Raw genomic sequence first — 19,389 nt, 5'->3', positions numbered from 1 at the left:
AGACGATATGCTAGGAGTTATGAAACGTGGATGCTTGATTGTAGCTCTAGGAACGCCAGCGTCACCCAATCCGGAGGATATTCGCACCTTCTTGCGCTCCTTTTTGTCTGACCCAGCAGTGGTGGATATGCCTCGATGGCTCTGGAAACCTATTTTGAATCAGATTGTTTTGCGGGTTCGTCCAAAGAAGATAGCACCGACCTATCAGTCTATTTGGACTAGCGAAGGTTCCCCGCTTTTGATTCACACCAGAGCCCAAGCCCACCATCTCGCTGCGCAACTCGAGGGCGTTAAAGTTGGCTTTGCCACCACCTACACTCAGCCCTCAATCGCAGCTGCGATTGACGAACTTGACGTCGATGAATTAGTGATTATCCCGCTTTACCCACAGTATGCTCCTTCAACCGTTGCTGACATCTGGCGGCAAGTAGATATCATCGAATCCCAACCAGGTAGTCCACGGATCATCCGAGCGCAGGCATGGTATGGCAACTCTCGGTATATATCGTGGTATGCCCGCAAGGTTCGTGACTATGTGAAAAGCGCATCGACGTCGATCGACAAACTGGTCTTGTCCTATCACGGCGTTCCGCAACGCAAAGTCCATCAACCCCAACTTTACCAAGCCCAATGTGAAGCAACTACTGCCAGCATCATTGCCGCATTGAATGATCACGGCATTGATATCGCATGGGAGACAACCTATCAATCGAAGTTCGGTCCCGGAAAATGGTTACAACCAGCTACGATCGAGCGCATGGCCGAACTTCCTGGCGAAGGAGTGCACAACATCTTAGTGCTAACTCCAGGCTTCTTCGCATCATGTATCGAGACCCTCGATGAAATTTTAGTATTGAACCGGGAGGCCTTTGTCAATGCCGGTGGCAAAGATTTCCATCTGATCTCGCCACCAGATTCGGACCCCGAAGCTGGAAAGATCTTAGCCGATATTTATCGTCAATCTCGAGAAGACTAAAGGCTGTGCACACCTCGCCCTGGCCCGAAAGATAGAGGAAAGGTAGGCCACTACGTGCGGTTGCCGTTCAGTCATTTTAGCTAATGCGGCTACACGCTACGTTCGCTAATACTGAACGATCCTCACACCTTCACTCTTTTAGGATCCAAACGTGACACAATGAGGTTATGTCAAACACCATGAATGAGCCTCCAATCTTAACCGAGCAACAAACTCCGCACTGCGTTGATGGGGCTGATATCGAAATTATTACCTCCCGTGAAGTGCCTTTGGGTGGGTTGCGCGCGATGAGCGTTTATCGCACACTCCCGCAACGTCAGCGTTCTCTTATTGGAGCGTGGTGTTTCGTGGATCATTATGGTCCAGATAATGTTGCAGATACCGGCGGCATGGACGTAGCACCACATCCGCACTCTGGTCTCCAAACTGTTTCATGGCTCTTCGAAGGCAACATCACCCACCATGATTCTGGGGGCAACCACGCGGTTGTCAAGCCCGGTGAAGCAAATTTTATGACTGCTGGCAATGGCATTTGCCATTCGGAAGTCTCCACACAAGACACCACCATTTTGCATGGAGTCCAGTTGTGGGTAGCCTTGCCCGATAGTGCCCGGCACGGGCAACGACGCTTTGACCATTATGTTCCGCCGGTCATCGAGGTCGACGGCGGTCAGATACGTACGTTTGTTGGTGAGCTTGCTGGTTCGGTTTCACCCGTTCCAACATTTACACCTTTACTAGGTGCCGAGATCCGTATCAATCCCCATTCCACGGTTGTTCTCGATATTAACCCTGATTATGAGCATGGATTACTCGTTGATTCAGGAAATGTTGATGTTGAAGGAACCAAGGTTGAGCGTACCGAGCTTGCCTATAGTGGTATCGGACAAAACAGATTACGTATTCGTAATTCAAGCGATGAGATAGCGCGCACGGTACTCATCGGTGGTCAACCCTTTACCGAACAGATCGTTATGTGGTGGAATTTCATAGCGCGAGATTCTGCAGAGTTGAATCAGATGCGCCAAGCGTGGGAAGAACATAGCGAGCGGTATGGTAAAACCGAAGGCTATATTGGGCATGATCCGCAAGGATTATCACGTATCCCAGCACCAGTTTTGCCCGATGTCACCATTCGGCCACGCAAGAATCCACAACCAGTAGCACGTCCTGATGTGCGCTTTTAACTCATAGTAATAAACTTGTGAAAGGAAAATAATGACAGAACAACTCACAGACAAAAATGGCCAGGCCGTAGAGGTTATTGAAGGAAATAGCTTATACGCAATTCGTTATACGGATTCCGAGGTTGCCGGTTTTGCACAATACGTTGATAACGGCGATGAGCGAATCTTCTTCCATACCGAAGTCCGTCCAGAACTTGAAGGTCGCGGACTTGCGGGAACTCTCGTTAAAGTTGCACTGAATGAGACTCAGGCGGCCAATAAAACCATCGTCGCTATGTGCCCAATGGTACGTCGCTGGCTAGGCAAGCATGGTGAGGGCCTTAATTGGCGTCCAGCAACTATGGAAGATCAACAGGCTGTTATGCAAAGTATGTGACAGGCTAAATCCAGATCTAGTAGCTAGCTACCTACTACGTAGCGGCTAGAGCTAGAGATGGTCAATGTAGTAAGCAGTGTGGGCCCGGAAAATCCGGGCCCACACTGCTATGTGCTTATCTCAAGCGTTGTGTTAACCGCGCTTGACCTTGCGACGGTAGATGAGAGCTGCAATTCCACCGAGCATTAGGGCGCCCGAGAGAAGAGTGGCAGTGACGGTGCTTGATACACCAGTTTTTGCCAGACCCGCTGCAGCTAAATCGTTGGCATCTGGAGTACAAGGATTACCATCTGCGTCCAGCCAGACGGTGGTGGAACCAGCTGCACCAACAGTTGGGCCGAGGTCAAAGTGGCCGCCGGTGATTCCGGAGCCTTGGCCGACATTGAAGGTGAGCGTTGTGGAACCAGAAAGTTTCTTGCCATCCTTAGCTTCTGCTTCCATCGTAATACCAACCTTGTAGGTTCCGGGTTTATCGAATACCCAGTTGGGATGGACGTGGCTATTTGGCTTGAGCGTAACTGAGCCAGAACCAGAGTTACCGTTTCCGGTAAACCACTTTTGACCAACGACTTTGCCGAAATTACCCGAGGTGTAGACTTCCATCTTTCCAGGTCCAGAGAAGGAGGTGAGCGTCAATGTCGCGCTGCCCTTTGTCTTTTCGAGGAAGCTTGGGTTTTGAGTGTTTGCTCCTACCCATGGAACATTTTCGACTTGAGTAGCAGAGATCATCCAAACTTCGCTACCTGAGCCAATTGAACCGATCGCTTGGTTAGTTGTTGCCTGACCGGCACCACCTACAGCGAAGGCAAGCGTTGCAGGATCAACCCATTTACCTGGAGCGCTCCGATCATCCTTGATTTGCGGAATAATCGTTTGAGCGCCATTCCCACCTTGTTGCTTGGGGAAACACTTTGCTAACGGCTTGTCGGCACCTGTTCCAGATCCGCCTTGAGTAGAGGCAGTTCCATCTGAGTTTGCTAAGTTAGCGTTAGCTGTGCCCCCGTTGGTGGAGTCGTTGTTGCCTTCGGAGCCATTTTGCCCCTCGGTGCCGGGGTTTTGCTTTGGCTGTTGCTTCGTTACTTTAGTTAAAGGCTGTGTTTCATCTCCAACAAGCCACGTGTATGTCACTGGTGCGGACTCAACTTGAGGACCTCCATTAACTGGTGTAGCCACAGCTTTGACTTCCATCTCGTAGATACCAGGCTTAGAAAATACCCAATTGGTATGAACGTGAGCTGGTTTTTCTTGGTGGATGATTGAACCGGTATTGAGCTCAAATGAATTCGAGGTCAATGTTGGTGTGATTCCACCAGTGCGACCATTGGAGAAGAGGAATACCTGCCCGTCCTTTGGCGTAACAATCTTGGTAAAGATCAAATCTGTAGGGCCGAAGTCTGGCTTGACCCCATTTGTGTCCCAGCCTGGGAAAAGCTGAGTATCTTGATCCTTGCCAGCCTGATCAAGGAAGTAGCCGGAGGACGGTAACCCATCTGACAACGTATCTGGCAGTTGTGTAAAAGCATTGTTCTTTACTCGCCAGTAGACGTCATGCGGGTTGTGATGGGTGAGCCCGCCATGTGAATCATCTTTGGCAACAACCACGAGTTTGCCTTGTTTAGCCAGAACAGTAAACAAGTCGATGTGTCCATTACTGATCTCGATGCGTGGCTTATCATCGCCGGTGATGGGTTTAAGTGCTCCAGCATTAGGAATAACACCATGTGGGTAGCGCGCTTTGATCTCAAACATCATCACTGCAAGTTCGTTACCGTCCTTACCTGTGACAATGATTTCGTGCAATCCGGGTGCTTGAGGAATAGTAACTCGAGCCGAGGCGACGCCGTGTATATCAGCGATTGCGTTTTGGGCAAGTAACTGTGGTTGTGAGTGAAGATAGAAATCAACAGCTGTTCCCGGAGTTAGCCCGTGTGCTTGAACTGTAATAATTTCACCTTCGGTTCCCACAAGCTTTCCAGATGCCAAAGATAGTCGTGGCTTTGCTTCGTGTGGCTTTGGCTGATCTGGCTGCGAATCAGGTGGGGTAGTGCCAGAAGAATCTGGTGACGGAGTATCTGTGGAGTCATCAGGGAGTTTATCGGTGTCTCCAACAAACCACCGATATGTTGCTACATTCGACAACACCGGCTCCCCGCCATCGGTTGGGATGGCTCGAGCTTGGACTTCCATAGTGTATTGACCAGGCTCAGTAAAGACCCAGTTGGTGTGGACGTGACTTGGGCTTTCTTGACGAATGGTTGAGCCATTTTCCATTTCATACTTTTGTGAAGTAAATGCTGGCTCAATGCCACCTTGGCGCTTGAAATTAAAGAGATATACCTTACCTGGCCCGTCAACCTTATTGATAATGATATCTGTTGTGCCAAATGTTGGCGCAACGCCATAGGTATCCCATCCTGGGAAGAGAATCTCTTGCTGGCTCAGGCCAGCAGCATCTAAGTAGTAGCCACGCGAAGGTAACGTCTTATCAATACCTTTAGGTAAATCACCGAGGGCATTATTATGTATACGAAGTGTTATATCTGCCGGATCGCGCAAAATACCTTCGTTGGTAGAGTCATCCTTCGCGAGTAGAAGGAGTTTACCTTCGTGAGCAACGGCTGTGAACAGATCGAGATGGCCATGATCGAGCACAACCTTTTCATGTGTTTTCACAAAGTTACGAACTGTCTGATCTGTTTGTGGTGCCGAGTCATCCTCGTTACCTGAGCCAATCTCATCGCCAGGTAAAAGTGGACGGGTGGTATCTTCTACAACCGTCAGATTAGCATTGGCGAGTTGCTCTTCGCTCCCCGTCTTGCTGAGGGCCAAGAAATACTTACCTGGCTTGAGTGAGGCAGGCAATGTTAGCGTTGTACTTATCTGGCCTTGATCATCGGAGGTGAGATCGTCAGCTATGGGGGTGATAGCAAATGTTGATTTCGACATCGCAAAGATCCGGAAGCTGTTGTTCTTTGGTAAATGTGAGGCTTTAATGGTGATCTCATCGCCTGGATGAATAGCCGGCGCGGAGGTCAGGATCTTCAAATCGGCAAAATCCTCATCTGAATCGTCAGAATCGCTAGAATCTTCAGAACCATCTAGATCCCCGGAATTGTTTGGCTCATCGGTTTGAGAATCATCTGGTTCGGCAGAGTCGGTTCCCTGAGATGATCCAGTGTCATCTGGATGAGCATCAATTTGCCAGTGATAGTTAACTGGATCAGAGGTAACGGTTTCGCCATCGAGAGTCGTTGCGATAACTTGAGCAGTAAACTCGTAGTTTCCAGCCTTCGTGAAGATCCATAAACCGTGAGTGTGCCCATAAACTGGAAGCTCAGCGCCTTCGGTAAGGTAAGGGCTACCCGTACTCAAGACTGGATTAAGGGAATAATCCAGCTTTGGGGTTCCACTCAAAACAACTTTTCCAGGGCCTTTAACCGACAGGAACTTCACGGCAATATTCTTGTAGCCGTGGCTGGAGAAATTATCCACTGACCATCCGGGTGAGAACTGGTCGAGGCCGCGCATCTTACGATTGGTATGGTAGCCGGCACCTTCTTTGAACGTGCCGTTCATATCAATCTTTTCGTAGAATTCTTTACGCAAATGGAACGTCACACTATCTGGAGAACGCAATGTTCCTTCATATGAGGTGAGATTTTCGCGAACAACCAGACGTGGCTTAGCTCCATCTGTTAAAACAAAGAAGCCATCAGTGTGACCTGCTCCAAGTGTGATCGGGTCCTTAAAAATGTATTTGTCGCTGATCTTTTCGGTGCGGTCAATAGCGGTGTCGTCTTCGTCGTCCGCAGAATCTTCGGAGTCATCGGAATCGGCTGGGTTATCTTCGCTATCAGGTTGTGTGTCTTGAGAATCAGCTGAATTAGAACTATCGTCAGGTGTTTGTTGTGATGTTGAATCGGTATCGTCAGCCGGTGCGCCATCAGTGGCGTCTGGAGTAGTTGGTGCTACACCGTCTTTCTCACTCTTGATGATATTGAACGTTGAAGTGAATGGCTCAGATGTAACAGTCTGGCCATCTTGGGTCACGCCTACTGCATGGCCAGTAAGTTTGTATGTTCCAGCAGCTGTAAAGAACCAGTGTGCGTGAGTATGGCCAAAGATAGGAAGGCTCACACCGGGTTCAATATAGTACGTACCTCCAGGAAAACCTTTAACCGCATACAGATTTCGGGCTGCCTTCGCAGTTTCTTCATTATCGAGCTGAGCGATAAAGTCGTCAACTTTCGACAACTCTGAGGATGGCACTAAGAAAGTTCCAAGCGGGTCGTCTTCAGAAAAGCTATTGCCCAAGAGTGCCACTGAGCCGGGACCTTCAACGTTAGTGAAGTCAATACGCATAGAATGGAAACCATTTTCGCGATAGCCCGGAGCGGTCCAGCCAGGCTCAAAATATTTTTCCAAATCCCAGTTACTTGTGTAATACCCGATAGCTCCACGAGTAAGGAACGGCATTTGATCGGAGTAGTCACCGTATGCAAGAGGTGCAATATTAAACTGCACGTTGTTGGGATCGTACTTATCGTTGGATAATCCGTGGTTTACGAGAACATTAAGTTCTCCATTTGTTGAGTCAATATAAAAGGCATCAGTATGCCCATCATCAAAAACGATGGCAGGATCTGAGGCGTATGCGGGAAGAGAGATCATGCTCAGCAACAGCGCGGAAACTGCTGAGTAGATCGCTACGCGTATTTTTGCCAATTTCATGGAGCGTATTCCTGTCTAAATTGTTCAGCCCATGCGGATTTTGATATGTCGATGGCTGACTAGTGAGTACACTCCAACCTTATTGCGAATGATAACTATTCTCAACTGGATGATTTTCGTTTTCATCACATCTACACCATGCAGGTAGACTCATACTATGACTACACAACTCCAACAACACATCATTTCAACACTAGGTGTTCAGCCAGAAATAGACCCTGCGGAAGAGGTAGAACGGCGGATCGAGTTCTTATGCGATTATGCCAAAGCTACCCATACCTCAGGCTTCGTCTTAGGGATATCAGGAGGGGTTGACTCCACGCTAGGGGGCCGGCTCGCCCAACTAGCTGCGCAACGTCTGCGCGAAGAAGGCTATGACGCTTCTTTTACCGCAGTACGCTTGCCCTATGGTATCCAAGCCGACGAAGCCGATGCCACCCAAGCAATGCAATGGATCGAGCCAGATCAAGGAGTTACGATCAACATTGAGCAGGCCACTGATGCGATGCGCGCAGCGTATGAGACGGGTCTAGGCGAATCAATTACTGATTTCAATAACGGCAACGTTAAAGCTCGGATGCGTATGATCGCCCAGTTCGCTATCGCAGGAGATCACAATCTACTTGTTATCGGTACCGATCATGCAGCAGAGAACATTACTGGATTCTTCACCAAATTCGGTGATGGCGCTGCCGATATTCTTCCATTGGCTGGACTCAACAAACGCCAGGTACGCCAACTAGCTCGCTATCTGGGCGCCCCACAACACCTATGGGAAAAAATGCCAACCGCGGATCTGTTAGACGAAACTCCAGGACGCGCCGACGAAGACGAGTTGGGGATAAGTTATGACCAGATAGACGACTACCTAGAGGGCAAAAAGATCCCCAACGACGTCGTCGTCAAACTAGAACAACGCTGGGCACGCGCCGAACACAAACGCCACACCCCGGTTCAACCACAAGATACTTGGTGGCGGCCAGCTCGAGAAGGACGCTAATCAGTTAACGTTGCGCTTTCCAACTCCGGGACGCGCAACGTTTTAAATACCGACCAGAAAATAGCAACCAGCGGGATAGCGATAACCGCTCCAATCAGGCCGGCCGAAAAACCACCAGCGGCCACTCCAATGGCAACAACAACTGGATGGACGGAGACTTTCTTTCCCATAATCAGCGGTTGCAAGAGATGGCCTTCAATCTGACCGATTCCCGCGATGCCCAGGCCAACTATAATAAACATTGTTAAACCGTCTGAGGCCAAGCCAACAAACATGGCAACGAGCATCGCAGTTGGAGCACCAACGAGGGGAATAAAGGTACCTAACATCACCAAAACCGCCAGTGGTGCAGCCAGCGGTAAGTCGAGGAACCACAAGAAAATAAAGGACAAGCCGCCGTTGGTTACCGCAATAATAACTGTTCCAGCAGCATAACCAGAGAAAGCTAACCAGCCAGCTTGTGCCCCTTTATCGATGCGATCTTGCTTGGTCTCGGGCACCAGATCAAGGAACCACTGCCACATAGCTGAACCTTGAGCTAGCAGGAAAATAGTGACGAATATAGCCAGGGCGATGACGGTGAAAATGACGGCAACCTGGCTTGCATTAGACAACACAGTTTGCGCAATATCACCTACGTGATCCTGAGCGTAGCGCGAGCCTTGACGCAACGCATTAGTCACGACGTCGAGAACCTCCGAACGATGTACCTTAAACGGCAAGGAACCATCGGTAAGCATCTGCATAATGTTATTGACACCGTTAGAAAACTGGCGAGCCAGACCATTCCATTCGTTGACAACTGAAGAAACCACATAGGTTATTAAGCCGCCGAAAACACCGAAACCACCGATGATAGCCAGCGCAGTAGCTAGAGCGCGGGGCATAAACCGATCGAGCCAGTTCACGATGGGTAACAATACAGCGGTGAGGACGAATGCTAAGAAGATGCCGAGGAAGACTTGGTAGATTGAGCTCAGCAGGTAGACAACAGTGGCTATCACAATCCCCACGCCGATCAAAGACCAGGCGCCAATACCGTATTTGACCAGTGAATGCGGGATACCTGAGTTGCGTGAACCGGGTTGAGCCACAATCGATTCCCAACCTCGATCTGTGGGAGGGGTGGAATCAGGTAGGTGTTTGGCACCGATTAGCTTAGCCATGTCCACTCCTTTAGCGGCTCAAAGAATTATCCGATAACTATAGCCTATCTTGACTTTTACGCTGATGTAGATAAGCGCCACGAGATACTTGCTTTTCATCTGCAACTAGTGGAGTATGAAAAGTACAGCACATAGACTCAAAGAGGAGTAGGTACTCGATGAAAAAGTTCATTAACGATCCAGCAACCGTAGTTGACGAAGCGCTTGCCGGGATGGCGTTAGCCCATCCAGAACTGCGCGTTGATAAGGAATCGCGTGTAATCTTCCGGGCGGGGCAACCAACTGAAAAAGTTGCGTTGATTTCTGGTGGCGGATCTGGGCATGAGCCACTCCACGGTGGATTTGTTGGGCCGGGCATGCTTGATGCGGCAGTGGCCGGCGAAGTCTTCACCTCGCCAACTCCAGACCAAGTGTATGCAGCTATCAAAGGTTCTAACGGCGGCAAAGGCACACTGCTGATTATTAAGAACTATACTGGCGACGTCTTGAACTTCCAGATGGCCGCTGAGCTTGCTCACGCCGAAGGAATCGAGGTCGAATACGTCGTCGTTAATGACGACGTCGCCGTCGAAGATTCTTCCTTTACCGCAGGCCGACGCGGGGTTGGACTCACCGTACTTTTAGAAAAAATCGTTGGTGCCGCAGCCGAAGAAGGTCAAACGCTTAGTAGCGTTAAGGAGTTGGCGAACAAGGTTATAGCGCAGGGACGCTCGATGGGGGTAGCCTTGACGTCGGTAACTTTGCCTGCAGTAGGCAAACCCTCCTTCGATCTGCCCGAAACCGATATCGAAATGGGGGTCGGGATTCACGGTGAGCCTGGCCGTCGTCGTACCCCTATGATGAACGCACATGAGATTGCTAGCGAACTGGTCGAAGCGATCACTGCAGATCTCGACTTCACCGATTCACCAGCAATTGTTATGGTCAATGGCATGGGCGCCACACCACTTATCGAGCTCTACCTTATGTACAACGAAGTTGAACAACTCCTTGCCCAACGTGGCGTGAAAGTTGTGCGTAACCTCGTTGGTAACTACATTACGTCGATCGATATGGCTGGTTGCTCACTAACCGTACTTAAAGCCGACGAAGAAATCTTGCGCCTGTGGGACGCGCCGGTAGCAACGCCCGGCCTTACTCGCGGGGGAGGCGTTGTCAGCCAGCAACCTGTCAGCCATGTAGCTGAGCCTGCCCAGGCGAAAGTAACTGCGAATGAAACCGTCGTACACGCTCATCGCCAACGTGAAGAAACCGGCAACGGAATTACCCTTGCTATGGTGCGCCAATGGATGGAGCGTGCAGCTAAGAAGCTTGAAGAGAACAAAGAATACCTCAGCGAATTAGACGCAGCCATTGGTGATGCTGATCATGGCGCTAATATCGCTCGAGGAATGTCTGTAGCAGTAGACAAGCTCGCTGCCGCTGATCCTGATTCATTTGGTGATATCGGCAAAACTGCTGGAATGGCTCTGGTTTCGAGCGTCGGGGGAGCATCTGGGCCACTTTACGGCACATTCTTCCTCCGGTTCGGGCAAGAAATCGGCGACGTAGACGAAATCGACGTTGCCACGTTGGCAGCAGCCTTCCGTGCTGGAGTAGACGGGGTGCGCTCGCGAGGCAAAGCTGAGGCCGGCGAAAAGACTATGCTTGATGTGTTAATTCCAGTAGCGAACACGCTCGAAGCCTATACTGACGCCCAGCTTTCCGATGCTTTGAGTGCAGCGCGCCAGGCCGCATTTACCGGACGAGATCAAACTGTTGATATGGTCGCCCAAAAAGGGCGAGCATCGTATTTAGGTGAGCGTTCGCGAGGTCATATGGATCCGGGTGCAGCCTCAGCGGCCTTGCTCGTCGACGCCCTCGGTTTTGTTGTCTTAGGAGAGTAATGAGCGTTGGAATTGTTGTAGTTTCCCATTCGCCGGCATTAGCGCAAGCCGCAGTTGATTTTGCTTCGCAGATGCTTCCGGAAAAGAAAATCAATGTCGCGGTTGCTGCTGGTACTGAAGATGGTTCCTTTGGTACCGATGCCATGATGATCATGTCCGCAATTGAAACAGTGAATACTGGCGATGGTGTGGTTGTTTTAACTGATCTGGGATCAGCAGTACTCTCCACCGATGTAGCACTTGAATTCCTGGGGCATCCGGGCGATGTTGTGATGGCTGATGCGCCTTTTGTTGAAGGGCTTTTAGCGGCAATGGTTAGCGCTAACGGTGGGCATTCGCTAGCTGATGTTCTTGGTCAAGCTCGGGGTGCCTATCTGGCTAAAGCCTCCCAGATTCGCCAATATAGCGATCAAGGCGATGAGGCTCTGGCAGATGATAGTGCAGTAGAAGGCGATGTTGCCGGGCAGATCTCTCGCACAGTGCGCATTGTTAATCCTATGGGGTTACATGCCCGCCCGGCTGCGCAAATCACTGACCTTGTGAGTAAGTTCGACGCCGAGGTTAGCTTCGTTTTCGACGGCGAGAGTGCCGATGCGTCCTCCCTATTAGATATTGCTGCGCTGGGCGTGCAAGGAAGTGACGAGATTGTGGTGCGAGCACAGGGACCGGACGCATCTAATGCAGTGACTGCGGTGGCCGACCTGATCGCTACTGGTTTCGGAGAAAGTTAAAATCTGCGAAGCTGTTATCGATCTACGGTGAATTAGCCGTGATTGAGCAATGGTGAGACTGGCTGGGCCAGTCTCACCATTCTTGCTATTCGAGTCGGCCTTGGTGAACTGCTTTTTCAAAGGTTTGTTCAAACCCGCGACGCCAGGTTCCATACCCGTGATTTCCAGGAATTATCCGTGACTGGACCTCCATGCCGACCTCTTTTGCCAGGCCAGATAAGAGACGTTGGGCGCGCCGGGCACGAATATCACTGTCGCCACTTACAAAGATCGCGGTGATGCCGGCGAAGCGCTGGTCGCGTTCTGATAAGGCACGTTCGAAGATGTCTTTGGGATTAACAGCTTGGAAGGCTTGTTCGTCACCATTAAATAGTTTATCGACTGTTTCTTGGTGGTTGCGCAATTCTGGTGCTTCGTATCCAGAAAGGTTGATAAATGCGCCATAAGCATCAGGAGCATTGGCAACTACTTGGAGTGCACATGTTCCACCGTAGCTCAGGCCAGCAAGCGTCCAATGGGATTGATCTGGATCGACGCGTAAGCGTTCTTTGATCAACGCTGGTACGTCGTGGCTGAGATAGGTTTGTATTTTCAGTTCCGGGCCATCGACGCAGGCTGGATCGCCGGTCCATGAACCGGTAGCGTCAACTGATACTAGGATTGGTGAGATACCATCGTGGTTGCGTTGGTAGCGGTCTGCTGGTTTTGCGGCATCTGCAACGGCAAACCAGCGTTGTGGTGATCCGGGGCTTCCATGAAGCAAGACGACGACGGGCAGTTCCACGCCTGGATGCGTCCAATAGGCAGGGGGAATATATGCCCAGGCATCGCGCGCATCAAAACCGGATATATTGCCTTTCATAGGGATTGTCACCAGTGCTCCGATATCGCGCGAACCATTGTTTGGTGGCTGGGTGCGCTCAAGGAATTGGCTGTATGTCATTTCTTGGGTGATGTGCTGGGGAAGGAAGGAACCTAGGGAGGCGTATTCTTCATACGTTAAGTTTGCGACTAAATAGATGTTTGCACTGCCTATGATGGCAAGTAGCGTCAAGACGATGCGCCGCCCGCGCACAGTTACCACGCCAACGATGGCGGCGATGGGGACGAACGTGGCGATAAACATCTGCCACGGTACTTGCCCGGGATAGGGCATTGGCCAGATAAAAAAGTATGCCCAGCTCAGCGCCGAACCAATAATGCCACCGAAAATTGCTATATAGCCACCTAAACGTGACTTATTGCTCGGTGTGCGTAGCGTGAGAACGCACACGCAGATAATCAATCCGGCAGTGAAAACATAGATGATAATGCGTGGAATAGTGCCGATGAGAGCGATACTATCAAGAAAATCCATAACCGAATCATCTCAAAATTCCTTGGTAAAGTTTAAGCGTACCACTCCTAAAGTTATGTGGCGCTGAGCGCTTTTTGAAAGGTCGCACTGTGACTGCTTTGTTTCTTGATTCTCCGTTAATGACGGTCTTTTTCGTTGTAGCATTTGGTGCAATTGTTGGTGTGATACCGTTTGGTCCGCTACGCTTGGGTGCTGCCGGTGCATTGTTTGTTGGTTTAGCGGTTGGCAATGCGGTACCAGAAATTGCTGAGTCAATGGGCATGATAAAAAGCCTGGGTTTAGCCTTGTTCGTCTATACGGTTGGGCTGAGTGCAGGGCAGACCTTCTTCGCGGACTTGGTTCGCCAATCTAAACTCATGTTTGCTTCGGCTGGAGTATTGATCCTCGGAGCGGTCATGGCCATTGTGGGTGGGAAGATTTTAGACTTCGATCCAGATTTTTCGGTCGGTATTTTTGCCGGTGCGGTAACAAACACTCCCGCACTAGCTGCAGCTACCTCGGCAACCGGAAACCAGGTGCCTGCCGTGGGCTATTCCCTTGCCTATCCGATGGGCGTGATTTTCGGAATTATTTTTGTCTCTTTGGTAGTGACCCGGAACTGGCCGGGGAAGAATGATACGCAATCTCTGGCCGGCAAACAGCTTTCTGCAGTTACCGCGAATGTGGAACGCAAAGTGGAGTTGCGCCACGTGCCTGGTTGGCATGAGGAGCGCGTACGGATGTCTTATTTGCGCCGCGGTGATGATCAGCGTGTGGTCAGTCCCGGAGAGGTTTTGTTACCGGGCGATCGCGTCGTCATCGTTGGCTTGCCCACCGACGTCGATATTACGGTTTCGGCGGTTGGTTCCGAAGTCGATGAGCACTTAGCAGATGATCGCTCGATTGTAGGTTTTCGTAGTTTTGTTGTTTCGTCTAAGGAACTGGCCGGCCGGTCGATTGCTTCACTGAATCTGGCTGCTCATTTTGGTGCGATGATCACTCGAGTCCATCGCGGTGACTTGGAGTTGCTAGCTGCAGATGATTTACGACTTGAACTAGGAGACCGTATCTCGGTTGTGTATCCGCGCGATGAAGAATCAGGGATAGAAGATTATTTCGGTAATTCGCAGCGCAAAATTTCTGAGGTTGACGCTATTGGTATGGGTGTAGGCCTTGTTATCGGTTTGCTTCTTGGGCTTGTTGAGATATCGCTTCCTGGTGGGATCACCTTTAGCTTGGGCGCATCAGCTGGTCCGCTGCTTGTGGGAATGATCTTGGGGTACTTACACCGCACTGGTCCATTGGTCTGGCAATTGCCGCTATCGGCAAATCTTACTATCCGTCAGCTTGGATTGCTGCTTTTCTTAGCTGCGGTTGGTATTGCTTCTGGGCCTGCCTTTGTTAAAACAGCATTTACTGCCCAAGGTATCCAAGGTGGTTTACTCGGCGCATTGATCGCGATCGTGGTTGTCGGAATGACTGGCCTAGCCGGTAAGGTATTAGGGCTATCTGCTCAGCGTACTGCGGGTGCGATGGCTGGCATTTTAGGCCAACCGGCAATTTTGGCGTTTGCTTCGTCTAAGGTCAATGATGAGCGTATCGAAAGTGGTTATGCAGCGCTCTTTGCTTTGGGAATGATCGTCAAGATTTTGCTTGTTTCGTTTATTTTGTTGTTTTAGAAGCTGAGCTCGGTAACGCAACCTATGTTAGTAATGTGACAGATGTGGTAAAAAGTACCTATTGTGTATTGATTTTTTACTCAATTTTACGCAACACGCGTGAAAATTCGAGTTTTCGGCTTAATATCAGCTAAATTTTAAGGTAGCGGCTAAAAAGCCCGTTCGAACCACTTCGATTTGGAGGAAGAACTATGTCCCTCAACCGTACTGAACTTATTGCAAAGATTGCAGAAGAAGCTGGCATCACCAAGACCGATGCTGACAAGGCTATCTCTGCTCTTCAGACAGTTCTCGTTGATTCTTTGGCAAAGGGTGAAGCAGTAAAGATCACCGGCCTTATGTCCGTAGAGCGTACCGAGCGTGCAGCACGCAAGGGTCGCAACCCACGCACCGGTGAAGAAATCAAGATTCCAGCTGGCTACGGCGTGAAGATTTCTGCTGGCTCAACCTTGAAGAAGGCTGTTGCTAAGTGAGCAATTGCTAGATAGTTAGCGATTTCTAATAACGGGTAGTACGTACGTACTGCCCGTTATTTTAATATCTGTCAGTAGTTTTTAGGCATTTGATTCAACATACGGGATAGCTCACGCGCTGTGAATGAGAATTTGTGGGAGGGGCGTTCTAGACTAAAGCTATGTCTATTTCAGATCCATACTCAGCGCCCGAACAGCCTGGAGCACCGCAAGCTCCTAGCGTGAATCCGTCATCAACAACGGCTGTGTTAGAAAAAACTGAGGAGCAAAAAGCCCCTGGTGATGATGAGCGCTTTGCTCACTATGTACGCAAAGATCGCATCACTCAGTCGGCAGTCGAAGGTGGCCCGGTGGTGGCCTTGTGTGGCAAAGTGTGGATTCCTGTTCGCAACCCGGATAAGTATCCGGTATGTCCTACGTGTAAAGCGATATACGAACAGATGGGCAATATGGGTGACGGTTGGCCATTTGGCCCCAATGTTCCGGGCCAAGGCGGCAACGGCGGAGGTGGCCAATGAGTTCTGAGCTGAAAGGCTCAGCACACTCCCCGCACTCTGCATCAGTATCGGCTGCAGAAAATCTCTCTCCAGTATTTCCCCGACGCGCTGCGTGGGGAACTGCCGGATCTTTGCGTGCGTGGCAGGCTGCTGCTTTGGATCAATTCCTTAGAACTATGCCGCAAGATTTTCTTGCGGTAGCCACCCCAGGTGCTGGTAAAACGACGTTCGCGTTACGCGTTGCAACCGAACTGATGTCTCGCAAGGTTATCAACGAAGTAGTTGTTGTTGCTCCGACCGAACATCTGAAGTACCAGTGGGCAGAAGCAGGCGCGCGCGTAGGCCTGCAACTCGATCCAGATTTTTCTAACTCACATATTGGGCTAGGAAGATCGTTTAACGGAGCATGCGTAACCTACGCCCAGGTTGCGCGTGCGCCCATGTTCCACCGCCAACGCATCGCCTCGCGCAAAACCCTGGTCATTCTCGATGAAGTCCACCATGGCGGGGATAATCTATCTTGGGGAGACGCTATTAGAGCGGCGTTCTCGGTTGCCAAACATCGCCTCAGTCTAACCGGTACTCCATTTCGATCAGATACCTCACCAATCCCATTTGTCACCTACGAGCCTGACGGCGAAGGGGTTTATCGTTCCAAAGCTGACTACACCTACGGCTACGCGCAAGCCTTGCGCGATTTCGTGGTCCGCCCAGTGATGTTCATGTCCTATACCGGTAGCATGCAGTGGCAAACTAAGCATGGCGATGTTATGGAAGCCACTCTCGGTGAGCCGTTAACTAAGGATATGGTCGCACAAGCTTGGCGTACCGCGCTTGACCCCAGTGGTGAATGGATCCAAGCAGTGCTCAAAGCAGCCGACGAACGCTTAACCGTTGTGCGACGCACCGTTAGTGATGCTGGTGGTCTAGTTATCGCAACTGACCATAAAACAGCGAAAGCTTATGCCAGTCTCTTAGATCGCATCACTGGAGAGCACACCACTGTTGTACTGTCAGATGACAACACTGCATCAGATAAAATCGCCCAGTTTGCGGCTGGAACCAGCCGATGGATGGTTGCAGTGCGGATGGTCTCTGAAGGGGTTGATGTACCCCGATTATGTGTAGGAGTCTATGCTACTTCAGCCTCAACTCCGCTGTTCTTTGCCCAGGCAATTGGACGTTTTGTGCGTTCGCGCAGACGCGGTGAAACGGCTTCAGTTTTCTTACCCTCAGTTCCTCGACTCTTGGCGTTAGCTGGAGAGCTGGAAGCTGAACGTGATCATGCCTTAAACAAAGCCAGTTCTGATCAAATAGAGCAAGGATGGGACGAGGAATCATTAGCACAAGCTAATCGTGAAGATAAGGCTTCCAGTGATTTAGAAGGTCCAGGATATCGGGCGTTATCCGCGGCAGCTACCTTTGACAAGGTTGTTTTCGACGGCGATGATTTCGGTTCGTGGGCAGAAGTCGGCTCGGATGAAGAAGCAGACTTTTTGGGGATCCCTGGCTTGCTAGAACCCGACGACGTCGCTACGCTACTACGTCAGCACCAACAAGAACAGCAAAACAGGGCTGGGAAACAGCCAGCAGCGAACACGACGAGTGTGATGAATTCGCGGCGTCGTCGAGAAAAACGACAAGAGCTATCGAAGATCGTTGCTGCCTATTCCGCTAAGACGGGTCGTGCTCACGCGTTGATCCATACCGACTTGCGCAATGCGTGCGGAGGTCCAGAAGTAGCTCGTGCATCGTTAGAAGAAATTGAGGCACGTATCGCCCAGCTCCAACGCTGGTTCGTCGGACGAAAATAGGGCTTTGGGTAGTAATTGGGCTCAGGGCAGTAACTGGACTTCTGGGTAGTAACTAGACATCTAGTTACTACCCAGAGCTCAGTGCAAGAATGGATTTGCGCACATCGTTACAGCCGCCCCCGCTCAGATCAGCGAATATCAACAAACTCAGTTGGCAATGCCGGTTCACCCTCAGATAGTCGCCACGCATGGTAGGGTAGGGCGGCGCGCGAAGAACGATGACGTTCAGCTGCCCGCCCCAGCGCAGAATCATTCATATACTCTTCTGCAATGATGCCCTGAGAGACGTATTGAACCTGTAATGGGCGAGCGCCGTGCTCTTTCAGGTATTCAATACCTTCAGCAAAATTATCAACAGTGACAATAAGATCAGCCGTGGCTCTTCCCGTCACATCATTCTTCCGCCCAGCAACCTTTAACCCGCCACGGGAAACCTTTGACTCCGAGCGCTTATTAACAGCGATCCACGAATCTGCTTCGCTATCTTTGCGCGCAACCAGTTTATAGACCAACTGTGCAGTTGGGTGACCGGAACCAGTTACCAGCTTCGTACCTACACCATAGGAATCAACTGGAGCCGCATTCAATGCTGCAATAGCGTATTCATCCAAGTCAGAAGTGACGGTGATCTTCGTCGTCGTTGCGCCTAGTTCATCTAACTGAGCTCGCACCTGAAAAGCCTGTGCCACCAAATCACCAGAATCAAGACGAACTGCACCAAGCTCGCCACCAGCTGCGCGAGCTGCCTTAACGGCCTTTTCCACACCTGTAGGAATATTATAGGTATCAACCAAAAGCGTAGTATTTGGCCCCAGGGTTCGAATTTGTGCAGCGAAGGCCCCATCTTCACTCTCATGCAAAAGCGTGAAGGAATGTGCGGCGGTACCGATAGTGGAAATCCCATATCTGCGGCCCGCCTCTAAATCAGAGGTACCCACGAAACCGCCAATAACAGCTGCACGAGCAGCAGCAACTGCGCTATATTCGTGGGTGCGGCGCGCCCCCATCTCCAAACATGGCCGGTCATGCGCCGCGATCGTTACCCGTGAGGCCGCCGTCGCCACAGCAGAATCGTAGTTAAGAATCGACAAAACTAAAGTTTCAAGTACCACACACTCGGCGAAGGTTCCCACCACAGTGAGCAGCGGAGCATACGGGAAGTAACATTCCCCTTCGGCATAACCGTAAATATCACCAGTAAACGTCCAGTTCTTTAAAAACTCGATGGTGGCTTCGCCAACAATTTTTCCATCACGGAGATACTGCAGCTCTTCTTCACCGAAATGGAAATTCTCTAGAGCTTCTAAAATGCGGCCGGTTCCGGCAACTACGCCATAGCGGCGCGAACCGGGAAGGCGACGGCCAAAAACTTCGAAAACACATGGCATGTGTGCCCGGCCAGTCTCAAGTGCAGACTCAATCATGGTCAGTTCATACATGTCTGTTAGTAACGCGGTACTTAAAGAATGATTCATAGTCTAACCGTAGGACCATAGCGAGCAAAAAGCTACCAAATCTCCTGTGTTTTCTCCCTCTG

Annotated in this window: 14 protein-coding genes; 10 read left to right on the top strand and 4 right to left on the bottom strand. The window is 50.5% G+C overall.

The features are described 5' to 3' along the window. Window positions 1-19 precede the first annotated feature (19 nt). The 3 genes from hemH (at window position 20) to NG665_RS05685 (ending at window position 2,539) form a co-directional block, all read left to right on the top strand. Window positions 20-976 (top strand): ferrochelatase, encoded by a 957-nt coding sequence (gene hemH, locus NG665_RS05695; RefSeq protein WP_252672722.1) that lies wholly within the window; start codon window positions 20-22, stop codon window positions 974-976. A 179-nt stretch (window positions 977-1,155) separates the two neighbouring features. Continuing rightward, window positions 1,156-2,163 carry a pirin family protein gene (locus tag NG665_RS05690; protein WP_252672721.1) on the top strand — a complete coding sequence of 336 codons (1,008 nt, stop codon included), beginning with the start codon at window positions 1,156-1,158 and terminating at the stop codon, window positions 2,161-2,163. Window positions 2,164-2,194: 31 nt separating this feature from the next. Beyond that, complete coding sequence (locus NG665_RS05685; RefSeq protein WP_252672720.1) at window positions 2,195-2,539, top strand: GNAT family N-acetyltransferase; 345 nt, start codon at window positions 2,195-2,197, stop codon at window positions 2,537-2,539. A 132-nt stretch (window positions 2,540-2,671) separates the two neighbouring features. On the opposite strand, the gene NG665_RS05680 is transcribed toward NG665_RS05685, so the two are convergent. Further along, the gene (locus NG665_RS05680; protein ID WP_252672718.1) at window positions 2,672-7,270 is read right to left on the bottom strand and encodes a TIGR03773 family transporter-associated surface protein; all 4,599 of its coding nucleotides are present in this window, start codon (window positions 7,268-7,270) and stop codon (window positions 2,672-2,674) included. Between the two features lie 157 nt (window positions 7,271-7,427). Here NG665_RS05680 and nadE point away from each other — a divergent pair, with 157 nt between their 5' ends. Further along, window positions 7,428-8,270 carry an NAD(+) synthase gene (gene nadE / locus NG665_RS05675; protein WP_252672717.1) on the top strand — a complete coding sequence of 281 codons (843 nt, stop codon included), beginning with the start codon at window positions 7,428-7,430 and terminating at the stop codon, window positions 8,268-8,270. Here the strand turns inward: nadE and NG665_RS05670 are convergent. Further along, window positions 8,267-9,436, bottom strand: a complete 1,170-nt coding sequence (locus NG665_RS05670) for an AI-2E family transporter (protein ID WP_252672716.1) — start codon at window positions 9,434-9,436, stop codon at window positions 8,267-8,269. The two genes, nadE and NG665_RS05670, sit on opposite strands and share 4 nt — an antisense overlap. Window positions 9,437-9,594: 158 nt before the next feature. On the opposite strand from NG665_RS05670, the gene dhaK reads away from it, so the two are divergent. Both dhaK and dhaM read left to right on the top strand, forming a co-directional pair. Beyond that, complete coding sequence (dhaK, locus tag NG665_RS05665; RefSeq protein ID WP_252672715.1) at window positions 9,595-11,322, top strand: dihydroxyacetone kinase subunit DhaK; 1,728 nt, start codon at window positions 9,595-9,597, stop codon at window positions 11,320-11,322. Further along, the gene (gene dhaM / locus NG665_RS05660) at window positions 11,322-12,053 is read left to right on the top strand and encodes a dihydroxyacetone kinase phosphoryl donor subunit DhaM (RefSeq protein ID WP_252672714.1); all 732 of its coding nucleotides are present in this window, start codon (window positions 11,322-11,324) and stop codon (window positions 12,051-12,053) included. The genes dhaK and dhaM overlap by 1 nt, the downstream gene beginning before the upstream one ends. A gap of 85 nt (window positions 12,054-12,138) precedes the next feature. Here dhaM and NG665_RS05655 read toward each other — a convergent pair whose 3' ends face one another. Continuing rightward, window positions 12,139-13,410 (bottom strand): alpha/beta hydrolase, encoded by a 1,272-nt coding sequence (locus tag NG665_RS05655; protein WP_252672713.1) that lies wholly within the window; start codon window positions 13,408-13,410, stop codon window positions 12,139-12,141. Window positions 13,411-13,499: 89 nt separating this feature from the next. Between NG665_RS05655 and NG665_RS05650 the strand changes: the two genes are divergently transcribed. The 4 genes from NG665_RS05650 (at window position 13,500) to NG665_RS05635 (ending at window position 17,852) form a co-directional block, all read left to right on the top strand. Beyond that, a complete protein-coding gene (locus NG665_RS05650) occupies window positions 13,500-15,068 on the top strand; it encodes an aspartate:alanine exchanger family transporter (RefSeq protein WP_252672712.1) in 1,569 nt (522 codons plus the stop codon). Window positions 15,069-15,259: 191 nt separating this feature from the next. Further along, on the top strand, window positions 15,260-15,541 hold the full coding sequence (locus NG665_RS05645) for an HU family DNA-binding protein (protein ID WP_204423435.1): 282 nt from the start codon (window positions 15,260-15,262) through the stop codon (window positions 15,539-15,541). Between the two features lie 161 nt (window positions 15,542-15,702). Further along, entirely contained in the window at window positions 15,703-16,059 is a 357-nt protein-coding gene (locus NG665_RS05640; RefSeq protein WP_252672711.1) for a DUF3039 domain-containing protein, read from the top strand. Next, window positions 16,056-17,852: a DEAD/DEAH box helicase gene (locus NG665_RS05635; protein ID WP_252672710.1), complete on the top strand. Its 1,797-nt coding sequence runs from the start codon at window positions 16,056-16,058 to the stop codon at window positions 17,850-17,852. Before NG665_RS05640 ends, NG665_RS05635 begins: the two co-directional genes overlap by 4 nt. A 128-nt stretch (window positions 17,853-17,980) precedes the next feature. On the opposite strand, the gene NG665_RS05630 is transcribed toward NG665_RS05635, so the two are convergent. Beyond that, window positions 17,981-19,327 (bottom strand): nicotinate phosphoribosyltransferase, encoded by a 1,347-nt coding sequence (locus NG665_RS05630; RefSeq protein WP_252672709.1) that lies wholly within the window; start codon window positions 19,325-19,327, stop codon window positions 17,981-17,983. Window positions 19,328-19,389 lie beyond the last annotated feature (62 nt).

Origin of the sequence: Arcanobacterium pinnipediorum (assembly GCF_023973165.1) — a bacterium.
GTDB lineage: Bacteria > Actinomycetota > Actinomycetes > Actinomycetales > Actinomycetaceae > Arcanobacterium > Arcanobacterium pinnipediorum.
Note: the sequence above shows the minus strand (reverse complement) of the source record. Positions and strands in the feature narration are given on the sequence as shown.